21 protein-coding genes are annotated in these 22,347 nt (G+C 35.5%); 16 read left to right on the forward strand and 5 right to left on the reverse strand.

What is annotated here, in order from left to right:
- The first annotated feature begins 37 nt into the window (after positions 1-37).
- On the forward strand, positions 38-1,120 hold the full coding sequence (locus tag J5U23_RS01720; RefSeq protein ID WP_218266729.1) for a glucose 1-dehydrogenase: 1,083 nt from the start codon (positions 38-40) through the stop codon (positions 1,118-1,120).
- On the opposite strand, the gene acs is transcribed toward J5U23_RS01720, so the two are convergent.
- The gene (gene acs, locus J5U23_RS01725) at positions 1,109-3,067 is read right to left on the reverse strand and encodes an acetate--CoA ligase (RefSeq protein WP_218266730.1); all 1,959 of its coding nucleotides are present in this window, start codon (positions 3,065-3,067) and stop codon (positions 1,109-1,111) included. The genes J5U23_RS01720 and acs overlap by 12 nt on opposite strands.
- A gap of 147 nt (positions 3,068-3,214) precedes the next feature.
- Here acs and J5U23_RS01730 point away from each other — a divergent pair, with 147 nt between their 5' ends.
- Genes J5U23_RS01730 through J5U23_RS01740 form a run of 3 tightly spaced genes read left to right on the forward strand, consistent with a single transcriptional unit; the run spans position 3,215 to position 5,992 of the window.
- Positions 3,215-4,963 (forward strand): chloride channel protein, encoded by a 1,749-nt coding sequence (locus tag J5U23_RS01730; protein WP_218266731.1) that lies wholly within the window; start codon positions 3,215-3,217, stop codon positions 4,961-4,963.
- Between the two features lie 49 nt (positions 4,964-5,012).
- Complete coding sequence (locus tag J5U23_RS01735) at positions 5,013-5,612, forward strand: sulfite oxidase-like oxidoreductase (protein WP_218266732.1); 600 nt, start codon at positions 5,013-5,015, stop codon at positions 5,610-5,612.
- Positions 5,609-5,992, forward strand: coding sequence for a GIY-YIG nuclease family protein (locus J5U23_RS01740; protein ID WP_218266733.1), 384 nt, complete (start codon positions 5,609-5,611; stop codon positions 5,990-5,992). Before J5U23_RS01735 ends, J5U23_RS01740 begins: the two co-directional genes overlap by 4 nt.
- On the opposite strand, the gene J5U23_RS01745 is transcribed toward J5U23_RS01740, so the two are convergent.
- Positions 5,963-6,349: a phosphate-starvation-inducible PsiE family protein gene (locus tag J5U23_RS01745; RefSeq protein ID WP_218266734.1), complete on the reverse strand. Its 387-nt coding sequence runs from the start codon at positions 6,347-6,349 to the stop codon at positions 5,963-5,965. The two genes, J5U23_RS01740 and J5U23_RS01745, sit on opposite strands and share 30 nt — an antisense overlap.
- Positions 6,350-6,385: 36 nt before the next feature.
- Here J5U23_RS01745 and J5U23_RS01750 point away from each other — a divergent pair, with 36 nt between their 5' ends.
- The 6 genes from J5U23_RS01750 (at position 6,386) to J5U23_RS01775 (ending at position 13,786) form a co-directional block, all read left to right on the forward strand.
- Entirely contained in the window at positions 6,386-7,573 is a 1,188-nt protein-coding gene (locus J5U23_RS01750; RefSeq protein ID WP_218266735.1) for a mandelate racemase/muconate lactonizing enzyme family protein, read from the forward strand.
- Between the two features lie 2 nt (positions 7,574-7,575).
- Complete coding sequence (locus J5U23_RS01755) at positions 7,576-8,460, forward strand: bifunctional 2-dehydro-3-deoxy-phosphogluconate/2-dehydro-3-deoxy-6-phosphogalactonate aldolase (protein WP_218266736.1); 885 nt, start codon at positions 7,576-7,578, stop codon at positions 8,458-8,460.
- A gap of 9 nt (positions 8,461-8,469) precedes the next feature.
- Complete coding sequence (gene kdgK, locus J5U23_RS01760) at positions 8,470-9,411, forward strand: bifunctional 2-dehydro-3-deoxygluconokinase/2-dehydro-3-deoxygalactonokinase (protein WP_218259182.1); 942 nt, start codon at positions 8,470-8,472, stop codon at positions 9,409-9,411.
- Between the two features lie 38 nt (positions 9,412-9,449).
- Positions 9,450-10,979, forward strand: a complete 1,530-nt coding sequence (gene gapN, locus J5U23_RS01765; RefSeq protein ID WP_218266737.1) for an NADP-dependent glyceraldehyde-3-phosphate dehydrogenase — start codon at positions 9,450-9,452, stop codon at positions 10,977-10,979.
- A gap of 48 nt (positions 10,980-11,027) precedes the next feature.
- Positions 11,028-11,966 (forward strand): sodium:calcium antiporter, encoded by a 939-nt coding sequence (locus J5U23_RS01770; RefSeq protein ID WP_218266738.1) that lies wholly within the window; start codon positions 11,028-11,030, stop codon positions 11,964-11,966.
- Positions 11,967-12,043: 77 nt separating this feature from the next.
- Complete coding sequence (locus tag J5U23_RS01775) at positions 12,044-13,786, forward strand: molybdopterin-dependent oxidoreductase (RefSeq protein ID WP_218266739.1); 1,743 nt, start codon at positions 12,044-12,046, stop codon at positions 13,784-13,786.
- Here the strand turns inward: J5U23_RS01775 and J5U23_RS01780 are convergent.
- Positions 13,773-14,342: a DUF1404 domain-containing protein gene (locus tag J5U23_RS01780; protein WP_218259186.1), complete on the reverse strand. Its 570-nt coding sequence runs from the start codon at positions 14,340-14,342 to the stop codon at positions 13,773-13,775. The two genes, J5U23_RS01775 and J5U23_RS01780, sit on opposite strands and share 14 nt — an antisense overlap.
- Before the next feature lie 35 nt (positions 14,343-14,377).
- Positions 14,378-15,925, reverse strand: a complete 1,548-nt coding sequence (locus J5U23_RS01785) for an APC family permease (RefSeq protein WP_218259187.1) — start codon at positions 15,923-15,925, stop codon at positions 14,378-14,380.
- Positions 15,926-16,133: 208 nt separating this feature from the next.
- On the opposite strand from J5U23_RS01785, the gene J5U23_RS01790 reads away from it, so the two are divergent.
- The 6 genes from J5U23_RS01790 (at position 16,134) to J5U23_RS01815 (ending at position 20,385) form a co-directional block, all read left to right on the forward strand.
- The gene (locus J5U23_RS01790; RefSeq protein WP_218266740.1) at positions 16,134-16,505 is read left to right on the forward strand and encodes a winged helix-turn-helix domain-containing protein; all 372 of its coding nucleotides are present in this window, start codon (positions 16,134-16,136) and stop codon (positions 16,503-16,505) included.
- Between the two features lie 51 nt (positions 16,506-16,556).
- Positions 16,557-17,459: a 2-hydroxyacid dehydrogenase gene (locus J5U23_RS01795; protein ID WP_218266741.1), complete on the forward strand. Its 903-nt coding sequence runs from the start codon at positions 16,557-16,559 to the stop codon at positions 17,457-17,459.
- Positions 17,452-17,943: a DUF2299 domain-containing protein gene (locus J5U23_RS01800; protein ID WP_218259190.1), complete on the forward strand. Its 492-nt coding sequence runs from the start codon at positions 17,452-17,454 to the stop codon at positions 17,941-17,943. Before J5U23_RS01795 ends, J5U23_RS01800 begins: the two co-directional genes overlap by 8 nt.
- Before the next feature lie 37 nt (positions 17,944-17,980).
- Positions 17,981-18,298: a hypothetical protein gene (locus tag J5U23_RS01805; protein WP_218266742.1), complete on the forward strand. Its 318-nt coding sequence runs from the start codon at positions 17,981-17,983 to the stop codon at positions 18,296-18,298.
- A 195-nt stretch (positions 18,299-18,493) separates the two neighbouring features.
- Positions 18,494-19,894: an APC family permease gene (locus tag J5U23_RS01810; RefSeq protein WP_218266743.1), complete on the forward strand. Its 1,401-nt coding sequence runs from the start codon at positions 18,494-18,496 to the stop codon at positions 19,892-19,894.
- Positions 19,895-19,992: 98 nt separating this feature from the next.
- Positions 19,993-20,385 (forward strand): universal stress protein, encoded by a 393-nt coding sequence (locus J5U23_RS01815; protein ID WP_218266744.1) that lies wholly within the window; start codon positions 19,993-19,995, stop codon positions 20,383-20,385.
- 16 nt (positions 20,386-20,401) lie between these two features.
- Here the strand turns inward: J5U23_RS01815 and J5U23_RS01820 are convergent, their stop codons facing one another.
- Positions 20,402-22,309, reverse strand: coding sequence for a serine/threonine-protein kinase (locus J5U23_RS01820; protein WP_218266745.1), 1,908 nt, complete (start codon positions 22,307-22,309; stop codon positions 20,402-20,404).
- Positions 22,310-22,347: the final 38 nt, after the last annotated feature.

The raw sequence follows: 22,347 nt of genomic DNA on the forward strand, positions 1-22,347 counted from the left end.
ATTGTGTATTTATAAATTTAGATGTAAATACACTTCTATGAAGGCATTAGTAGTTTATCCACCAAATAAAGGAGTAGAAGTTAAAGAAATAGATAGTATAGGTCAATCAATAAGCGGGGAAGAAGCTTTAATTAAAACGATAGCAAATGGCATTTGTGGAACTGATCGTGGTATTGTTTCTGGTTTATTAAAATTTTCACGTCCTCCAGAAGGTAAGAATAATCTAGTGTTAGGACATGAAAATCTAGGTCAAGTAATCGATAAGGGACCCAATGTACAAGGTTTAAGTAAAGGGGATTATGTTGTTTCGATTGTTAGAAGGGGATGTGGAAAGTGTTCCAATTGCCTCGCCGGAAGGCAAGATTTTTGCGAAACAGGTGAATTCGTGGAAGCTGGCATAAGGGGATTAGATGGCTTTATGAGGGAATTTTATATAGATAATGCAAGTTATTTAGTTAGAATACCGAATGAAATAGTTGATATTGCAGTTTTGCTCGAACCTCTTTCCAATGTAGTAAAGGCTTATAATGAGCTAATGTTAACGCAAAAGAGGATGATATGGTGGTGTAAAGATGGTAGTTATGACTGTAGAAACGTTGTAGTAGTGGGATCTGGGCCAATAGGTCTCCTTTTTTCGTTAATATTCTCCGTTCAAGGTTTTAACACATTCGTTTTAAATAAGAGAGATCCTTTTCCAATTGAATCAGAGATTATAGAGAAGATTAATGCTAAATTCATAAACGCTACTAAAGATCAATTACCTAATGTAATAGACATGCTTATTGACACTTCTGGATACCCATCGGCATTTATTCCTTTAATGGATAAGTTAAACAAAAACTCAGCTGTTATACTGTTCGGCACTACTGGTGGAGAGAAGTTTGAGGTAAATGCTGATTTAATAACATATCTTGTTGAAAATAACGTTTTATTGTTTGGAAGCGTTAACGCTAGTAAGAAGGACTTCGAAGAGGGTGTGAATTACCTTACAATCTGGAAATATAGATATCCAAACGTATTAAATAAAATGATAACTAGAGTAGTTAAGCCGGAGGAGGCCCCGGAAGTATTATATGCAAAACCTAGGGGAGAAATAAAGACAATAATTTCATGGGTTTAACTGACTCCTTAACGCTTCTATAGCTTTTTTAATTTCTTCCATTGAAGCTTCATCTTCTAATGTAGAGATATCTCCCACAGCAGAGCCCATCATAACTGCTTTTATCACTCTTCTCATTACCTTACCAGACCTAGTTTTAGGTAACGCGTTAACGAAATGTACCTCTAATATTACAATTGGTCCCATAACCTTCTTTACATGTTCATTTATGCTCTTAGCCAATTCATTGCTGGGATGATATCCTTGCTTTAATACAACGAATGCGTGAGCGGTCTCTCCTTTTACGGGATCTGGAATACCTATTACAGCTGCTTCAGCTACTGCGGGGTGTGAAGTTATTGCTGACTCTACTTCACCAGCTCCTATTCTATGTCCAGCTATTTTTAACGTCTCATCTGCCCTTCCAGACACCCATACATACCCATCTTCATCTATCATGGCAAAGTCTCCAGTATAGTACACATTGGCGAACTTACTGAAGTAAGTCTTTATAATTCTCTCATTGCCCTCATCATTCCACATACCTATCATCATTGATGGCGGGAATGGCGGTTCCATTATTAAGTAACCTCTCTCTCTAGGCTTGGCAAGATTTCCGTTTTCATCAACTACCTTTATTTTATTTCCCGGCAATGGATATCCAGATGCGGGTCCGGACTTCATTGTTAAGAAGATTGGATATCCTGGCATATAACCAAGATTTGGCGCTCCAGTTTCGGTTTGCCACCATTGGTGTGACATGAACACTTTACCCGTACCTATGACTTCTAACCCATATTTCCATGGAGCATAGTTTAGGGGTTCCCCGTTTGTCACCATTATTCTAAGTGATGATAAATCATGAGCTTTAATATACTCTTCACCATACTTCATTAAATACCTTAAGAACGTCGCAGAAGTACCAAAAGTAGTAGCCTTATATTTCTCAATTAGCTCAGCCCATTTATCGGGATATGGGTAATCGGGTACACTCTCATATATTATCACACTTCTCCCCATCACCAGAGGTGAGTAAGTAATGTATGAATGTCCTACAATCCATCCAATATCGGAAGTATTGAATAACACGTCGTTTTCTTGACTTAACCCGTAACTCCATAACAACATGGCTGCAGTACCTACCAAATATCCACCAGTGGAATGAACTATACCCTTAGGTTTCCCTGTAGTTCCAGAAGTATAAAGGATAAATAACGGATGAGTAGCATCTACCGGTTCTGGTTCAACGTATCTGTACTTCCCTATTTCATCGAAATATATATCTCTTCCTTCTTTAAATGGTGTTTCTGTTCCACTTCTCCTAAATACTATAACATTCTTTACTGGATTATTCTGTAATTTTGATAGTGCCTCATCAACAGTCTTCTTAAGCTCTACCAACCTGCCTTTTCTATAATACCCATCTGCAGTAATTACAATCTTCGATTGGGCATCCGCAATCCTATCAGCCAATGCTTGTGAACCAAAACCTGCAAAGACTACACTGTGAATTGCACCTATTCTCGCACAAGCTAACATTGCTATAACTCCTTCTGGGCTTAAAGGCATGTAAATTGTAACCCTATCACCTTTTTGTACACCTAATTGCTTTAACGCATTGGCCCATCTATTTACCTCGTAAAATAAATCTTGATAAGTAAGTACTTTTCTCTCACCCTTTTCGGATTCCCAAATTATCGCAGCCTTAAACTTCTTACTACTGTTCAAATGTCTATCGATTGCATTATAGCTAGCATTCAATTTCCCCCCAACGAACCACTTTGTAAGAATCTCTTGCTTAAAGGTTTCTTTCCAGGGCTCAAACCAGTCAATCAATTCCTCAGCTAGTTTACTCCAGAATTTACTTGGATTTTCTATACTTTCCCTATAAATCTCCTTGTAAAGCCTTATATTATAATCTACCTTTTCCTCTATTTCTTTAATATTCTCTGTAATTTCTTGTTCCATATGGTATCATATAAATCTGTTTGTAAGATATTAAAAAACTTTACTTAGGATTGAGTATAATTATAGACTTAAAAAAAGTAGATTGAGAATAATGATATTCATTCCATAATTAGATAAACTTTTAATTTGTATTTTCTAGACTATTGTATGAACCTATCGTCATTACCTTATTTCGAGAAGTGGTTCATCCTTGGAATAATTTTAGGTGTTGTAGCAGGGTTGGCTGCGACTACATTTTATTTGTTATTGCACTTGTTCGAAGATATATTTCTGTTTCATTTTATTGGAATGAGTTATCCTAGACCGCTTGGCGAGGGAGGAACATTAAATTTCATCTTTTATCCTGGAACTTATCTTCTTATACCCATATCTACTGCTATTGGAGGATTAATTTCTGGAATAATAGTCTACACATTCGCTCCGGAAGCTGAGGGACATGGTACAGATGCTGCAATAAAGGCCTATCATTATTTTCAAGGCAAGGTTAGATGGGTAGTTATCCCAGTTAAGATAATAGCTTCAGCAATTACTATAGGTTCTGGTGGTAGCGCAGGAAGAGAAGGCCCAACTGCGCAATTTTCAGCTGGCGTAGGTTCAGTTATTGCTGATTTACTCCATCTCAGTCCAGAGGATAGGAGAAGGGCCTTAGCAGTAGGCCTCGGAGCTGGAATAGGTACAATTTTTAAAACGCCAATAGGAGGTGCAATCTTAGCAGCTGAAATCCTATATAGAAGGGATCTAGAGCCAGAAGTAATATATCCTGCGTTAGTAGCCTCAGCAATAGGTTATACCATATTCGGAAGCATATTTGGTTTCACTCCCGTATTTGGTTATTATACTGGTACCTTTGATCCGCTCAGATTGCCAATGTATGCGGTCCTAGGACTAGTTTCTGGTTTGATGGCAATACTATATCCTAAAACCTTCTATGGAGTTAATTCACTTTTCAAAAAATTACGAATACCTAATCATGTAAAGCCAGCAATAGGTGGACTTATTACTGGTTTCATTGCATTATTGGCCCCAGAGATTCTTGGAACAGGTTATGGCTGGATTAACTTAGTTGAGTATGAGAAGTTTTTCACATTATATTCTCCACTTATACCTACAATCATATTATTAGTAATATTACCATTTTTAAAGATTTTAGGGACTTCGTTTTCTATAGGTTCTGGAGGTAGTGGTGGAGTTTTTGCTCCCGGTTTATTTATAGGGGCATATATAGGTGCAAGTGTCGGGTTATTGTTCCATTACTTATTCCCAAACATTGTACCTGCCATAGCCCCATTTGTTATCATTGGCATGATGAGCTTCTTTGCAGGTGCAGGGAAGGTTCCATTATCAGTTTTAATAATGGTTACTGAAATGACCTCAAGTCTCCAATTACTGCCTGGAGCCATGATTGCTGTAGCAATTTCCTATTTAGTTTCCGGAAACAATACGATATATATTTCTCAATTGCCAACCAGAAGGGACTCTCCAGCTCACAAAGCTGAATATGAAACTCCATTAATGGAGACCGTACGTGTGGAAAAGTGTGAATTGAGAGATATTAAGGTTTACGCTGATGATAAAGTAGGAAAGGCTATACAAATAATGCTTGAGAATAATTTCATGAGCCTACCCGTGGTAAATTACGATAATAGGTTTCTTGGAGTAGTGTATCTAAGAGATTTGGAAAGGGCTAATCCTGAAGACTCGGTGGGAAAATATATAACCAGAGGGTCTCCTTCAGTATCCTTAACCTCCACATTGGAACATGCGTTGGAGGTAATGGCTACTAACAAGGCTAGATGGGTTGCGGTTGTGGATAAGGGGAAACTTTTAGGAATTGTTACATACGATGGTATTATAGACGCGTATAAGAGAGAGTTAAACGCGATTAAGAATTCATGACTAAATATCTCTAACACAATTTTTTAAACGTAATTTTGCAACAATAATTATGCAAGAAGTTCAGAAACCACCAAATCAAAAATATATAAAGAACTTTATTGTCTATGCTGAGTTTGGTATACCAGAAGTTAACTTAGAATCATATAGGTTAAAAGTTAGTGGGGAAGTAGAGAATCCTCTCTCATTTACGTATGACGAATTAATGAAATTGCCAAGAAAGGAAATAATCGAGGATTTCCATTGTGTAACTGGTTGGTCGATAAAGAGCGTTAAATGGGAGGGAATTCCATTTAAATTATTGATTGAGACTGCTAGGGTGAAAAAGGATGTGAATTGGGTCATGTTCTACAGCCTAGACGGTTACACATCAATAATACCCTATGAGGATGTATTAAAGGATAATGTAATTGTCGCATTGTTTATGAATGGGGAAAAGTTACCTTTAAAGCATGGTTTTCCAGCTAGGCCAATAATTCCTCATTTATATGCGTGGAAAAGCGCAAAGTGGTTAACAGAAATTGAGTTCATAAAGGATTATGTTGACGGATATTGGGAGGAAAGAGGATATCATGAAAGAGGAAATGTGTGGGAGGAAGAGAGGTTTAAAGGTCAAGGAGGTAAGCATTTAAGAAGAAGACCCGTTCTATGACAAGTTACGTTCTATTAATTGAATGCAAGACCGATGTTATTGTAAGGACTAAGTGTAGGGAGTTTTTCATAAGGAAGGGTTTTTATGCATATGTTGGATCATGTGGAAGGTCTTGTAGTAAACGTATAAGTAGACACTTAAATAGAAGCAAGAACAAATATCATTGGCATATTGACTACTTAACAACAGTTTGTGAACCAATTGCCGTGTTTGTAATGAAGTGCGTTAAGGAGAAGGAATTAGCCTCGCTATTAAGTGAAAATAACGCGTATGTAGAAAAATTTGGCTCTAGTGATGACAGAAATGTAAAATCTCATTTATTTATAGTAAGTGATTTACAAAAACTTTGTTCAACGATTTGTGATAAATCTAGAGAATGATAGTATTCCAACTACACCCGCTATTATCAATATGTGAGTTATAGTGTAATTCTGGGAGAACAATTCAAGAATTAGTTCTCTAACGAAAAATGATATACCAGCATCTATTACGTTAATTATGCTTCTTTCTTTTCCAGATAAGTAGCTGTTTACGGCAATGTATAATTCTAATAATACCAAAATTAGTAATGGACCAGTTATAGTTACGTTTACTAAATCTAATAAATTTAGAGAAATTATGCTAGATACTATAGCGTAAATAGTTAATATTATTTGTACGCCTATTCCAAATAATAAAATAATCCGTATAATATATCCTATAAATTTTATTAAATCCTTATCACTGAGTCTTGCCATTATGTAAGTTTATATTTGCTATCCAAATTATAGTTTATGAAAATCAGAGAAATAGAACCAATAGTACTTACCTCTAAAGAGAAAGGCAGCGCAACTTGGGCGTCTACAATGATTATTGTGAGGGTCATAACGGAAAATGGAGCTGTAGGTTATGGCGAGGCTGTACCAACACTAAGAGTTATATCCGTATACAATGCTATTAAACAAGTTGCTAAGGGTTATATAGGAAAAGAAGTAGAAGAGGTTGAGAAGAACTATCATGAGTGGTATAAACAAGACTTCTACTTAGCTAGGTCTTTTGAATCAACAACTGCAGTTAGTGCAATTGATATAGCCTCTTGGGATATAATAGGAAAAGAGCTTGGAGCCCCAATCTACAGGTTATTAGGCGGAAAAGTTAGGAATAGAATACCAGTCTATGCAAATGGATGGTATCAGGACTGTGTAACTCCAGAGGACTTTGCAGAAAAGGCAAAAGAGGTTGTAAAAACGGGATATAAGGCCCTAAAATTTGATCCATTTGGTCCCTACTACGATTGGATAGACGAGAGAGGTTTAAGAGAAGCTGAGGAGAGGGTAAGGGTTGTTAGGGAGGCAGTTGGTAATAATGTAGATATTTTGATAGAACATCACGGCAGATTTAACGCAAATTCAGCAATAATGATAGCGAAAAGGTTAGAAAAATACAATCCAGGATTTATGGAGGAACCAGTACATCATGAGGATATCATTGGTTTAAGGAAATATAGAGCTAATACTCATTTAAGGGTTGCATTGGGAGAAAGACTGCTAAGTGAAAAGGAAGCCGCGTTTTATGTTGAGGAAGGTCTTGTAAACATATTACAACCAGATTTAACCAATATAGGCGGCGTGACAGTAGGTAAGAGTGTTATAAAGATAGCTGAAGCCAATGACGTAGAAGTGGCTTTCCATAACGCCTTTGGTTCAATTCAGAATGCTGTCGAAATACAACTAAGTGCAGTTACACAGAACTTATACTTGCTTGAAAATTTCTATGATTGGTTCCCTCAATGGAAAAGGGATTTAGTGTATAATGAAACACCAGTTGAAGGAGGTCATGTTAAGGTTCCAGATAAGCCCGGTATAGGTGTTTCAATTAATGAAAAAATAATAGAGCAATTAAGAGCTGAACCAATACCATTAGATGTAATTGAGGAACCAGTTTGGGTTGTTAAAGGAACTTGGAAGAATTATGGTGTTTGAAAATGCCAGAGATCATAACTCCAATCATAACTCCATTTACTAAAGATAATAGAATAGATAAGGAGAAATTAAAGATGCATGCGGAGAATCTCATTAGGAAAGGGATAGATAAGTTATTCGTGAATGGTACTACTGGTCTTGGCCCTTCACTATCTCCGGAGGAGAAGTTGGAGAATCTAAAAGTAGTTTATGAAGTTACAAATAAGGTAATATTTCAAGTTGGTGGGTTAAATCTAGATGATGCTATAAGATTAGCTAAGTTAAGTAAGGATTTCGATATTGTTGGTATTGCTTCCTACGCTCCATATTATTATCCTAGAATGCCGGAAAAGCACTTAATAAAGTATTTTAACACGTTGTGCGAAGTGTCACCACATCCTGTTTATTTGTATAATTATCCAACGGCCACTGGTAAAGATATAGATGCAAAACTTGCTAAGGAGATAGGCTGTTTCGCAGGAGTAAAGGACACCATCGAAAACATAATTCACACCTTAGATTACAAGCGTTTAAATTCTAACATGCTAGTGTATAGCGGATCTGACATGTTAATTGCCACAGTAGCTTCTACGGGTTTAGATGGTAACGTTGCTGCTGGTTCAAACTATCTTCCTGAGGTTACTGTGACAATTAAGAAATTAGCCATGGAAAGGAAAATTGCTGAAGCCCTTAAGTTACAGTTCCTTCATGACGAGATAATAGAGGCATCTAGAATATTCGGGAGCTTATCTTCAAATTATGTTCTAACTAAGTACTTCCAAGGATATGATTTAGGAAATCCTAGACCTCCAATATTCCCATTAGATGAGGAAGAAGAGAGACAGTTAATTAAGAAAGTTGAGGGTATAAGGGCTAAACTTGTAGAGCTTAAAATATTGAAAGAATAGTATACTATCATGGTTGATGTAATAGCTTTAGGAGAGCCTTTAGTCCAATTTAATTCTTTTACCTCTGGTCCATTAAGATTTGTAAACTATTTTGAAAAACATATAGCAGGATCTGAGTTGAATTTCTGCATTGCCGTTATTAGAAATCATCTATCATGCGGTTTAATAGCGAGAGTAGGTAATGACGAGTTTGGAAGAAATATCATAGAATATTCTAGAGCTCAAGGTATTGATACTACCTATATAAAGGTTGATAAGGAGACTTTCACCGGGATATACTTTATACAAAGGGGTTATCCTATACCTATGAAAAGTGAACTAATATACTACAGAAAAGGCAGCGCAGGGAGTAGACTTTCTCCAGAAGATGTTGATGAAACTTACATTAGGAGCGCTAGGTTAGTTCATTCAACTGGAATAACGTTGGCCATAAGCGACAGTGCTAAGGAGGCTGTGATTAAAGCGTTTGAATTGGCAAAATCTAGGAGTCTAGACACAAATATCAGACCTAAACTTTGGAGCAGTCTTGAAAAAGCTAGGGAAACAATCCTTCCAATATTAAAGAAATACGATATTGAGGTACTAGTAACTGATCCAGACGACACTAAAATTTTGTTAGATGTGACTGATCCAGATGATGCTTATAGGAAATATAAGGAGCTAGGAGTTAAAGTCTTGCTCTATAAATTAGGTGCCAAAGGTGCTATGGCATATAAAGACAACGTAAAAGCCTTTAAAGAAGGCTATAAAGTGCAAGTTGAGGACCCTACTGGAGCTGGTGACGCCATGGCAGGAACATTTATTTCGTTGTATTTGCAGGGAAAAGGTATAGAATATTCGTTAGCTCATGGTATTGCGGCGTCAACTATAGTTATAACAGTAAGGGGAGATAATGAACTTACTCCAACTACTGAGGATGCCGAAAGATTTTTAAATGAGTTTAAAACGTAAAGTCTAACATTTAAATTTTTCATTAATGATTATATATTATGGAGAAAACTTCATTGTTAATAAAATCTAAGGAACTTACGGAAATCTATGAACTAAAAGATGGAATACCTTACTTTAAGGCTTATTTAGCAAGCCAGTGGATTAGTGGAGATGAGTGGCAAGATGTAATTAGTCCAATTGACTTAAACGTTATAGCAAAAATTCCTAAATTAAGCTGGAATCAAGTAGATAATACCCTAGAGCACATATATAGAAAGGGAAGATGGACTATACGAGATACACCGGGGGAAAAGAGATTAGACATATATAAGAAGATGGCGTCCTTGTTGGATAAATTTAAGGAAGATTTCGTTAATGTGCTAATGATTAACAACGGTAAAACAAGAACTGCTGCAGAAGGTGAAGTCAAAGCTGCAATAGAGAGGTTATTACGCGCAGATCTAGACGTCAAAGAGACAAGAGGAGATTATGTACCGGGCGATTGGAGCTCAGAGACTTTAGAGACTGAAGCTGTAGTAAGAAAAGAACCAGTGGGAGTTGTTCTTTCCATTGTGCCATTTAATTATCCCCTATTTGATACTGTAAATAAAATAGTTTACACTACTGTAATTGGAAATGCAATAATTATTAAACCACCATCTTCAACTCCATTACCCATCTTAATGTTAGCTAAGGTTATGGAATTAGCGAGTTTTCCGAAGGATTCGTTTGCCATAATTACCCTACCCGGCAGAGAGATGAATAAGGTAGTTGGAGACAAAAGGATTCAAGCGATATCATTAACTGGAAGTACTGAAACTGGAGAAGAGGTAGTAAGGAACGCTGGAATTAAACAATTCATAATGGAACTAGGAGGAGGAGATCCAGCAATAGTTTTGAGTGATGCGGATTTGGCATGGGCTGCGCAAAGAATAGCAACTGGAATAATAAGCTATACTGGACAAAGATGTGATTCAGTAAAGTTAGTTCTGGTTGAAGAAGAAGTGTATGATACACTGAAAGACTTGCTTGTAAAAGAGTTGACAAAATCAGTTAAGGTAGGAGATCCTAGGGATCCATCAACGACCGTTGGACCCGTTATAGACGTAAAAACAGTAGATGAATGGGAAAAGGCTATAAAAGATGCTGTTGAAAAAGGTGGGAAAATACTATTTGGAGGTAAGAGATTAGGTCCTACGTATATTGAACCAGTATTAATAGAGGCGCCAAAAGAGACCCTTAAAGACATGTACTTCTATAATAAGGAAGTATTTGCGTCTGCAGCGCTTTTAATTAAAGTTAAAAACATTGATGAGGCTTTAGAAATTTCCAATAGTAGAAAATATGGATTGGATGCAGCAATATTTGGAAAAGACATAAACAAGATTAGGAAGCTTCAAAGGTTCTTAGAAGTAGGTGCTGTTTATATAAACGACTATCCCAGACATGGAATTGGCTACTTCCCATTTGGCGGAAGGAAGGATTCTGGAATTGGTAGAGAGGGTATTGGGTACACAATTCAATATGTAACAGCCTACAAATCAATAGTCTATAATTATAAAGGAAAAGGTATTTGGGAATACTTGTAATTTTTTAATTATAGCTTATAGGGAAGTAAAACATAAATCTTAATTAAGTTGGTATGGTTTTTAATATTACAGCTGATAGCCTTACTTATTTTAGTTGCATTGTCAGCTACTTTAATGGCTAAGGGGACACGAGAGTTAGAGAGGTCTTTCGGCAAAGGAATAGCTGGAGGATTAATATTAGGCTTTATAAACGCATTACCGGAAACTATTATTGTAATTCAAGCCGTCTTAAGCGGTTTTTATGATATTGCATTAGGTTCTGCTTTAGGCGGGAACATATTGCTACTTACCTTAGGGATAGGGCTTGTTTCTATTTTTTATTATCTAAAGTATAAGTCCAATACTATTACTTTAGATGGTGATATAAATATAGAATATAGCTCATTTCTTATAGCAGTCATAATCTTAGGTATAGCAGTTGCATATGGTAAGCTAAACTACTATATAGGTCTCTTTTTGCTTTCCCCTTATATATACTATATTTATAGAAGATATAAAAATTACAGAAATATATCTAAAAATGGAAAGAATAAGGGCAATATAATAAAGGGACTAACTTACGTTATAATAGGAGGTTTACCATTAATTTTTACATCCAAGTATTTGGTTTCCACTATAAGTAGCATTGCGAGCATGTTTAATGTCTCACCACTAATACTCGCAATACTAATAACTCCTATTGCAGCAGAGTTAGAAGAAAATTTGACTGCAATAAAATTAATATCTGATTCACCATCAAGTGTAACCACAGCATTAATGAATTTCATAGGTAGTAAATTGGAAAACATGACGTTACTCTTAGGTATAATAGGTATTTCTCAAACAGTTAGTCTTAGACCATCTCTACTATACCTTTTGCTAATACTAGCTACAAGTCTATTGGCTTTAGGAATAATAAAGGATAGAAACATAAAAGTCAAAGAAGGATTATCTCTATTTGGAATCTACGCAATTCTAATCGCAATTCTGCTAAGGTTTTCAGCTTAAAGGAATTTCGTCACATTTCAGCTACGGTCGCTCTCTTCACTCAAACTTAAATTCTGTATTTTCCCATTATAAAAATAATGGTTCACGCTTGTACACGAGATTGTTATGATACTTGTATATTTGACGATAATCATAAACCACTTGATATATTTCCCTTTAATGGGTTTACGTGTTCTAGGGGTATAGCGGATTTAAAGAGGAACTCGTTGAACAGAATTGATAACGTTTACATAGAAGGAAAGCCAAGTAGTATTGATAAGGCATTAGACTTAATAGCTAAGGAGATAAGAAAGCGGAAAAAAGAGGAAATTATACACGTCGACTATGATGGAAACCAAGGTCTATTAACGTGGTATTTCCCGGCAAGATTATGGAACGTACTAGGTGCAGCATCAATAGACTACTCAATATGCAGTTCAGAAGGTCATGAGGCAATTAAGTTACATTATCGTAATTCAATAGGTGCTTTACCAGAGGATTTCCCTAAATATGATTCATTTATCATATGGGGAAGTGAATTAGTATTTAGTTTCATTCATGGTTGGAACTTGATTAAAGATAAGTATAAGGTAACGATCGATGTTAGAGTATCTGAAACCGCTAAGAGGAGTGATAAATATTACATTGTGAAACCTGGAAGTGACGCGTATTTAGCTATAGGAATCATGAAAAGATTGTTTGAGAGAAATTGGGTCGATTTGTCACTCGTAGATAATCCAGAGGAATTAAGGGAATATATATTCTCATTTGAGGATGAAGAAATTGAGGAAGCTACTGGTTTGGATTCTTCTAAAATTAATGAGTTAGCTGAAATGTATCATTATAGAAGACCTTTAACGATTATTGGATTTGCGCTAGGCAGGAGCATAAACGGTGGTGACGCTATTTCACTAATCTCATTAATACCTGCACTTATTGGGATGAAAAAGGGGTTTTTCTATGCCAATTCTCATGGACTTGGAATAGATTTTAGATATTTGAGAGGGCTTCACAAGCACTCTCCTTCAAGAATAGTAGGCATGGCAGAAGTTGGCAAGGAGGTTGAAGAGGGTAAAATAACTTTCATGTTTGTTTGGAACTCTAATCCCTTACATTCATTACCAATGTCCGACAGAATATATGAGGCTGTAAAAGAGGGTAGGTTATTTCTTGTTGTGCATGATCCATATTGGTCTGAGACTGCGAAGATAGCTAATGTAGCGTTACCCGCTCCTACGTATCTTGAGAAAGAGGATGTTGTCTACAGTTATTGGCATAATTATCTAGTTTACAATAAGCCAATGCTACCTAAAAGAGGCTTAACTGAGGTCGAATTAATGAGAATGCTAGCAGTAAAACTAGAGATTACCGACGATGTTGTATTTGAGGACGAATGGTTAGCTATAGGTAAAGCTACGGGGGTTAACGTTACGGAGCTAAAGACTAAAGGGTTCGTAAAGTTGTTACCTAGATATCCAGAAGATAAGGTAAGAGTAAAACCATTTCCAGATAAACTCAAGAAACCTAATGGTAATATCATTGTTTTTTCCTCTCATCCTAATTATACTAATAGCCAATTTAAGGAGATATATGGTGATAGGAAGGGTATTGTGTATAATTCAGAATTTGAGGGAATAGGTTATTTATCAACAAAATATGGTAAGGTTAGGGTAATGTTTAAGAGGGATACCTCACTCCCGAGAGGAATTTTATTTGTTCATAAATCTTTCTTGTTTGACCTTGACGGCAAACCTATTAATAGTATCTTAGGTTTTGGAAAGGGGAAATATGGCAATACTCCAATCATTAATACGGATTCTGTAGAGACTATAAAAGCTTGAAAGTTGACGATTTTAATATTTTCACTAAGGCAATTATGAAGAGAACTGTCATAGTGAAGAACATCACTATACCTGTTAAAACTTCTTGACTCAATGGCCAAGGTGAAAATGGATAAATGGAATTTGAATAATTGGGCCATTCAACTATTAGTATGACTGAAAGTACACTATCAGCAGCCATCCATAATACTAACAAGCCCAATTTTATGGCGGTGCTCATTAATGGTATATAAGATCCAATCAATATCCCACCTAATAATAGTGTTATATTATCTAGAATTCTGTACGCAATGTAAGCTCCAGCTAAGTTGTAAAATAGTGGCATATGCCAGAATATTATAGGAATAATTCCTAAAACTGAATAATAAGAGTTTCCTCTAAGAATCTTATAGCCTATGAGTAATCCTGAAAGTACTAACAAATAATGACTTAGCATAAAGAGAAACTCGTACTTAAATTCTAGACTCTCATAAATTGGATTTATAACAGTGATTATAAGTATTAATGGCATAATTAGATTTTTAGCTTTAAACTCCTCTCTTCTTACGAGCTTCATAATAAAAAGATAAGTAATTTTATCTTAAAAAAACTTTATTCAGGTGGTATTTCCTTGAATGCCAAATCTATATCAATGCCTTTCCTTTTGTGAATAATCTTTGAAATGATGTATACTAATGCACTAACAATAAGCGTCCCTATCACAAATATTGTTGTGATTAAATTAGGTCCATTAGAAGTCATGAATCCAAAGTCTGGATTCGTTGCTGCTACATAAGTCAGATATGCGAAATAACCAGCTGAAATTAAGCCTGCTATGGATAATATATAGTTTCTTTCTTTAATTCCAAACGCAATACCAGCTACACTTACCACGAGAAAATATAGACTTCCTAGTATTGTAGCGCCATAAAGGGAAAGTGCAGCGCCTATGGAAAATGCCGGAACTAAAAGCAACAGTAAAGTTAATGAGAGATCGAATACGTGAGCGTATACTGGTGAACCATGTTTATTAACCTCACTGAACTTAGTCGGTAAAACTCTATCAAAGGACAATGCAAAAACGTATCTAGCAAATACTATAACACCGTAAGCAAGTATGTATATGTTCCATACTATTAGCCCTAATGCGATTATCCATTGTAATATGGGATTTGACGCTACAGCTATTGCAGCCGTCCAGAAGTTGTATAAGAAGGTCGGATAAGCTTCTAAGTTGAAATTATAACCTCCAATTAAATCCATCTCAAGAAACGCTAATGTTACCAATATTCCAGTGAGTATTAGAGCTATTGGTAAGTTCCACTTTACGGTCTTCCTTCCTTTAAATTCAGCTGCAACTGCTGGTCCAGCTTGCATCCAAGGATATGTATATAATGCGAAGAACGGTAAGAGGAATAATGTAGCAGACCAAGATATCGAAGAAGGCAAAAATGATCCTCTAGATGAGGGAATAGTTACATTAAGATTATTAGCGGTTATTAATGTTGAAATTTTCGAGTAAAAGTCACCTGAATTAAGCGCTAAAACTATCATTGCTAAGACTAACGTGGCCATTGAAAATATTCCCAACACTGATACTACTCTATACCCCCACTTAGCCCTAAATATGTTAAGGAGAATTATCACTACGAAAACTAACGCCGAAATCCCATAAATTGTTAAACTTTGTTGTAAGGTTGGTGTTACTGCATATGGGTCGACTATTATGTTGTTGGCTATGCTTAAGAGCGCAGGAGAGTGTTGATATTCACCTATTACTGTTAGGGCAGTGTTTATGGCGGAAGACGTGAAAAACGCTACCAGTGCGAAGTAAGCTGTAGATTCTATCATCACTGCCAGAGCCATTGTAGATCCTAAACCACCATTTAGGCTTCTCGAAATCCATATGTAATCTCCACCAGTCCTTGGAATTTTCGACGTCAAAATTACATAAATTAGTAATTGCGGTATAGCGAAAATAAAACCAATTAACGATGCTAACCATAACACTCCTCCTTGTTGTATATATGGTGATATTGATTCAAACAGAGCTACTCCAGCTGACATATTGCCTATGTTAAGTGCAACTGCGTCCCATAACGATACATTCTTTATTAAACCAGAAGTCTCCCTTACGAATATTCTGTTTTTGCTGCTCACACGCTATCTTCTAAATTCCCCTATTTAAATTTACTTATCTATTGCAAAAGTATGATTAAATCCTTGTTGAGAATTTACTTACATAAGTAAATATCATGAGGATCTTCTAACTAATAAATTTTTCTCCCAAAATAACATGGTCAGCTCCATGTAAAAACCTAAAGAATTGGGAACAAGAGATAAATATTATCCCTTATTCATATTATCGATGCCTATCAAAAGATCAATATTATTTGCCGTAAGTATTACTCTATTTCATATAGGTTTGTTAATATCTAAACATCATAATTATAGGTTCTCTAGCTGTCCGTTTTTAGCATATATTCCCTTAACTTCCGATTTTATAGTGGATACAAAATGTAGATACAACTTGTTGAAGATTCTAGAGTTAATTGAAGAAGCGGAAGACGGCTTAACAGTGGAATATATATCTACTAATCTAAATCTAAGTAGAAAATCTGTTAGGATGTATTTAAATAGATTGGAGTCTCATGGATTAATAAAGCATATTGGGGATAAATACAAAGCGACTGAAGAGGGAAGAAAATTAATAGAGAGTTTGAAACTTAGCGGTTTTTGACGAGAGTTTTCTTGTATTAAATATTAAAACCTATGAAGTAAAGTAGGGTTTATGAAGATAATATCTACAGAAAAAGTTCCAGACGAGTGTAAAAATATAATTAATGTTAAAGATGAGAATCTAACTGAAGAAGATCACAAAAACGCAGAGATCTTGCTAACGTGGCCAGGAAGAGTAAACAGCAATCTGATAGATAAGATGCCTAACCTTAAGGTAATACAAACGTTTTCAGCAGGAGTTGATGATTTAAATTTCTCTATAATTCCTCCACATGTTAAAGTATTCTCAAATGCTGGTGCCTATTCTTTATCAGTAGCTGAACACGCTTGGGCTCTAATTTTAGCATCAGCCAAAGGTGTGGGAACAAAAAAGAGGACTATAGTTTACGATGTTTCTGAAAAAACGTTATTGATTTTAGGTGGGGGTGGCATAGGGTCAGAAGTTGCCAGGATAGGTAAAACGGCTTTTAGAAATTATGTAATAGGCATTTCCAGATCATTCAAAAAACCTGAATGGTTTGATGAAAAGCACGGAATGATCATGATAAGGGAGAAAATTAAAGAGGCTGATATAATTGTCGATACGTTACCTCTAAACAAGCAAACTAGGAGTCTTTTAAATTATGATCTACTAAAAGATGTAAAGCGTAATGTTATAATTGTTAATGTAGGCAGAGGTGAGACAGTGGATGAAGAAGGTATTTATAGGTTGCTTAAGGAGAGGCAAGACGTGAGGTTTGGGACTGATGTATTTTGGAGAAAAAACGGTAAGGAGGATTTCTATAATACAAAGCTTTGGGAATTAGATAACTTTACTGGAACGCTTCACACTGCTGGAGCTTATGGTAATGAGAGCATAATGAAGAGGGCAATGTTCATAGCTTGTTTGAATGTGAAAAAATATATAGATAAGGGAGTTGCAGATAATGAAGTAAGAAGGGAAGATTATGTTTGACAAATCGATGGATAAACAAATAGAGGACTGGTTAAAGGAATTAGGACTAGTTGCGAGTAGACCGCCTCAAGCTAAAGAATTCTTTCACGTTGTTGCCACGCCTCCGCAAGGTGGGCCTACTATTAGTGTAGTGAGGGTAAATGATAGTTCAAAATTCTATATTATAGCAATGGGGATAGGAATACATCCATCTCATGTCAGTGCTTTAATGGCTCTAAATAGGGAGGAAAGAATAAAATTTATAATAGATTTACAATTGGAAGCTTTACGGTATGGAGTGGATTTTGTAGCCCTACCTCCAAATCAAGAAATTCCTAATGTTATTCAAGTATCTAAACCAATATTTATAGACGGCTTAACCGCAAACGAATTTATCAATACTTTATTGAATGTGAGAAATGCTGGCGTTAGTATAATGTTGAAATTCACCCAAAGATTTGGACCTTATGAACCCCAACAACAAACTTCATTAAAATACACATGAGACTTTTTATTCCACTTTTTATTTTAGATTATAACGTATGGAAGATGTGAAGAACGTTTTATGGAAGGTTCTAAATAATGAAGCCCCATTAGTTGATGACGATATAAAGATGTATCACATCAAGGAAGGGATATTAACAGAGGATGACTTAAAGAAGTGGAGGGAAGCGATTAGGTTAATTAGAGAGGCATATTATGACGCTTATAAAAACGAGAACGTTGCTGTTGAGAAAGCTAGGAAATCTCTAGAAATTATAAATTCTATTTCTCCTAAGAAACCAATGCCACCTGAAATGAAAATACGATTTGAAGATTTAAAGAGAAATCTAGAGTTAATTGTGAAAATAAGTAAATAATTTTTTCCATTATAATCTTTTGTCAAACGTATTTGTAAGAATTAATCGTCTTTGATTTGAATACTTTTTAGTAGTCCTATAAGCCAATCTTTAACCTTTTCAAGGGAAAGTCTTTTAAGCTTTCATGAAACTCTCTGCCCTAATTTAGGGAAAATTTTTAAACTTTTAGGACAGTAAAGCTTAAAGGGAGATACCATGGAGCTTAAGAAAGCCGTTTTATCGTTTAAGGAAACTTACGCTCAAGCAATGGCAGTAACAGCACCTTTAGGTAGTGTAGTTTCAACAACTACAGCTGCCATATTGTATGCTGGATCTTCAGTTATATTCACCACATTTTTATCCTTACTAACAAGTGCCTTATGGATTTACACCTTATCAATGTACACTAAAAAGCTTGCATCTGCTGGAGGATACTATAACTTCAATTATGGAGCGTGGAGAAGTAAAAAACTTGCGTTTTTAGAAGCACTTACTGAGATGGTAGCCTATACACTTTTAAACGTTGTTAATGTAATTGCAGTTTATACAATATTATCAGCAGTATCTGACATTTTGGGAATTATAATTCCAAATTGGGTAATTTATTCTATAATCGGTTTTAGCGTAGCTTATCCTTCATTGATTTCATTTACTCACGTTAAAAAATTACTAGGATACGTTGTAACCATAAGCGCTACGGCTGAAGCAGCGTTGTTAATTTCACTATTCTTCTTATCGTTAAGTAAGGGTATTCATTTCGATTATTTTGTACCTAAATTTAGGAATTTTGGAGACTTGGCTACAGCATACGTGCTAACTACTGTAAGTATATCTGGAGCTGGAGCCGCTACCTACCTAGGCGAAGAGACAAAGAATCCTCATGAGAATGTATCTAAGGGAATGTGGTTAGCTCTAATCATAGGCGGTATTTCCATGTTTTTAGGAACTTACGCTATGATAGTGTTGTGGCCCAGCACGATAAATAGTCTGGCTAACTCGAATCAACCATTATTCGTAGAAATGATACAATATGGAGTAATCGCGTTTTATATAGCATTAATGCTATCAATTAATAGTCTGTTAGCATCTAATATAGGGACAACGATAGGGGCAGCTAGAATCCTATTTAATTTAGCAAGGGAAAAAGCAGCACCTAAGATTTTTACTAAAGTTAATAGGAGTGGAGAACCATTGGTAGCGACAGCAATAATCGGTATTTCAACAGCCATAATTGCAGTGTTATCTGTTTCTGTATTAGGTATTACTAGGGCTTTCACTGAGGTAGCTGCAGTTGAGGGAGTGTTGTGGCTCCTAGGTAGAATATTAGATGGTTTCGGAGCTCCAGTATTTTACTGGAGGATAAATAGTTTAGGAATAGCGAATATAGTAATACCCATTACAGCAACTGCAGTAAACTCTTGGGGAGATATTCAATCTGTACTACAAATGGATATTGTTCAGCTTTTAATGATTACCGTATTTGCTGGTATTGTGGTTTCCTGGTATATATTAAAAGCTAGAAAAGGATTTCCGGGAACACTAGTTGTTGATGAAAATAATAATGTAATAACCATAGATGAATACCTTAAAAAGATAAAAGCCGTAAATGTTCGTTAATATATTTCTTAACGGTTAACTTGCTCATCTTGTTTATACAAACTTTTTAATATCTATGATAGGAATTTTTAAAATACTGTAGATAGAGAATTATCTATATGAAAGTAGTTGTAGCATATGATGGTTCAGATCACGCTAAAAATGCCTTATTTTTTGCATTAAATTTAATTAAAAAGGAAGACGAAATACACCTAGTTACAATAATAAAAGAAGCACCCAGAAGTCCAGAACAAGTCATAATACAGAGTGAGCAAAGAGCAAAGCAAATGCAAGATGAGGTAGTAAGTGAACTTAGCGATTATAAGATAGTGCAAAAAATTTTGGAAAGTAATGACGTAGCTGACTCAATATTACAGTACTGTAATAATATAGGATGCGGTCTAATAGTAACTGGTAGTAGAGGGCTTACAGGGATTAAGAAAGCCATATTGGGAAGTGTGTCGAATGCTTTAGTTTCAAAGTCCAATGTTCCGGTTTTAGTCGTTAAATAAGGTCCTTAAATAGTATTTATATCTTAGAATAGAAAAACTCCTTTACTTCCTTACTAGTTGGCCTTTTATTAGGATCTGGATCCACCATTTTCGCTATAAAGGTATAAGTATTTTTATCCACGTACTTTCTTAACAAGTCCAAATTCCTGGTATTGTATAAAGAATTATCCAAATATCTCATATCCTTACTAACATCAAATTTATCTATAGCTTCTATCATTGCGTTAGTATTTAATGGGACTCCAGTTAATAATTTGTACACAGTAGCTCCTAATGCGTATATATCAGCCATTGGGGAAATTCCTCCAAAGGCAGTTGACTTAACTAGGTCAAATGGTACATATGCTGGAGTATAACTAAATGGTTTTGCACCAGCTCTGACTGCAGAACCTAAATCCGCTAACTTAACTATAATTTTACCATTCTTCAAGTTATCATGGGCTAGTCTGGCATTTGGAGGTAATTTCTCGTTAAATAATATGTTTAGAGGTTTGATATCACAGTGAACATATCCTTCAGAATGAATGGTCTCTAGTGCTTCAGCAATCCTCGCTGTGGCAATAAATACTATTTTTCTCCAATATTCACTTCTCACTAACTCTTTGACATTTATCACATCATTTATGGATCCACCTTTCATCAATTCAATTACTAACATAGGCGGCTTATTATAGTAAATTTCTGAATTTCCGCCTAAGATCTCCTTTACATCAAGCTGATCTGCATAAATTGCGTATAGTCTAACTATATAGGGGGATTTAGTAGAAAGTTCTATCAATTTGGACGATTCTCCAACTAAATCCATTACGTTATTTAAGTAATTTATTAATGGTATCTTGAGGGCATAGAAATTCCCATCCTTTTCACCCTTTAGTATATAGCTTGTACCGCCAACTCCGATTATATCGACAATGTTGTAATTGTATATCTCCTTTCCTACCCATACCTTAGGATCCCAATTCCTAAGATCTAAAACCGGCTTAGTTTGCTCGCATGCTTTCTTATATCCCTTATTACATGCTAATTCCAGCAGCTCTTTCTTTCTGTTTGATAAAAATGCCAGGGAATATACCATCTCCGGTGACATTTTATCTATATATTTTTCAGCGACACTTCGAGCTAAGCTATTACTTACAACTAAATTAAAATCCTGCATATCGTTCTGATCTACAATACATAACACTACCTTGTCCAGACAATGTTGAGGAATGTAAACCATATATTTTTTGTAAATCTCAATAACATCCTTGCACTCATTTCTTTGGATATCACTACATAATTTCTCGTCAAGTTTTAGGCCATTATCTTTACTGGTTGCTCCCTTGCTCGGAATTAAGTTTAGCAACACTATAGCTAATCCCACTATAATGAATATTGGATTTAGTGACAGGGGAAAGAACCCATTAATACCATAAACTATTAACGGGATACCAATTGGGAAGGCGAAATATGAGATAGCTTTCACTTTTCTATCCCTATTACCTAACACTATAATAAGGGAGGATAATCCAATTCCTATCAAGGAAAGTGTTGATGATAATTCAATGAAATGTATATATATGAAGTAAAGGAGTGTTAAGATACCAAGTATTATGTATAATGTTCCTCCGATACCCCTTCTCGATGTCAATTGTGTCTCAACTATCCCACCTGTAATAAGTAGTATTTTACTTGTAAGGGGTAATGGACTAAAGAGTGCAAGATAAAACAATATGACAGAAAACGTAAGTGCAAACGGTTTTTCTATCATGATTCTGTCAGTAAATGCATAAGTGATAGCAAAAAAACCAAAAAAGATTAATATAAATACTTCTAGAGACTTAATTTCAAGAAATTTGTATTCACTGAGTAGAGAGAATATTCCGTAAAATAATGCTATAAATCCTAGAAATCCAGCAATGTATTGTAACAGATTATTCCTCATGGTATTACTATTTTACTGGTAACACTTAAAATATTTAG

Source organism: Saccharolobus shibatae B12, assembly GCF_019175345.1.
Lineage (GTDB): Archaea > Thermoproteota > Thermoprotei_A > Sulfolobales > Sulfolobaceae > Saccharolobus > Saccharolobus shibatae.

Excerpts from the sequence above, each read along its gene's own strand:
- J5U23_RS01720 (WP_218266729.1), top strand. The coding sequence starts at position 38 with ATGAAGGCATTAGTAGTTTATCCACCAAATAAAGGAGTAGAAGTTAAA.
- acs (WP_218266730.1), bottom strand. The coding sequence starts at position 3,067 with ATGGAACAAGAAATTACAGAGAATATTAAAGAAATAGAGGAAAAGGTA.
- J5U23_RS01730 (WP_218266731.1), top strand. The coding sequence starts at position 3,215 with ATGAACCTATCGTCATTACCTTATTTCGAGAAGTGGTTCATCCTTGGA.
- J5U23_RS01735 (WP_218266732.1), top strand. The coding sequence starts at position 5,013 with ATGCAAGAAGTTCAGAAACCACCAAATCAAAAATATATAAAGAACTTT.
- J5U23_RS01740 (WP_218266733.1), top strand. The coding sequence starts at position 5,609 with ATGACAAGTTACGTTCTATTAATTGAATGCAAGACCGATGTTATTGTA.
- J5U23_RS01745 (WP_218266734.1), bottom strand. The coding sequence starts at position 6,349 with ATGGCAAGACTCAGTGATAAGGATTTAATAAAATTTATAGGATATATT.
- J5U23_RS01750 (WP_218266735.1), top strand. The coding sequence starts at position 6,386 with ATGAAAATCAGAGAAATAGAACCAATAGTACTTACCTCTAAAGAGAAA.
- J5U23_RS01755 (WP_218266736.1), top strand. The coding sequence starts at position 7,576 with ATGCCAGAGATCATAACTCCAATCATAACTCCATTTACTAAAGATAAT.
- kdgK (WP_218259182.1), top strand. The coding sequence starts at position 8,470 with ATGGTTGATGTAATAGCTTTAGGAGAGCCTTTAGTCCAATTTAATTCT.
- gapN (WP_218266737.1), top strand. The coding sequence starts at position 9,450 with ATGGAGAAAACTTCATTGTTAATAAAATCTAAGGAACTTACGGAAATC.
- J5U23_RS01775 (WP_218266739.1), top strand. The coding sequence starts at position 12,044 with ATGGTTCACGCTTGTACACGAGATTGTTATGATACTTGTATATTTGAC.
- J5U23_RS01780 (WP_218259186.1), bottom strand. The coding sequence starts at position 14,342 with ATGAAGCTCGTAAGAAGAGAGGAGTTTAAAGCTAAAAATCTAATTATG.
- J5U23_RS01790 (WP_218266740.1), top strand. The coding sequence starts at position 16,134 with ATGCCTATCAAAAGATCAATATTATTTGCCGTAAGTATTACTCTATTT.
- J5U23_RS01795 (WP_218266741.1), top strand. The coding sequence starts at position 16,557 with ATGAAGATAATATCTACAGAAAAAGTTCCAGACGAGTGTAAAAATATA.
- J5U23_RS01800 (WP_218259190.1), top strand. The coding sequence starts at position 17,452 with ATGTTTGACAAATCGATGGATAAACAAATAGAGGACTGGTTAAAGGAA.
- J5U23_RS01805 (WP_218266742.1), top strand. The coding sequence starts at position 17,981 with ATGGAAGATGTGAAGAACGTTTTATGGAAGGTTCTAAATAATGAAGCC.
- J5U23_RS01810 (WP_218266743.1), top strand. The coding sequence starts at position 18,494 with ATGGAGCTTAAGAAAGCCGTTTTATCGTTTAAGGAAACTTACGCTCAA.
- J5U23_RS01815 (WP_218266744.1), top strand. The coding sequence starts at position 19,993 with ATGAAAGTAGTTGTAGCATATGATGGTTCAGATCACGCTAAAAATGCC.
- J5U23_RS01820 (WP_218266745.1), bottom strand. The coding sequence starts at position 22,309 with ATGAGGAATAATCTGTTACAATACATTGCTGGATTTCTAGGATTTATA.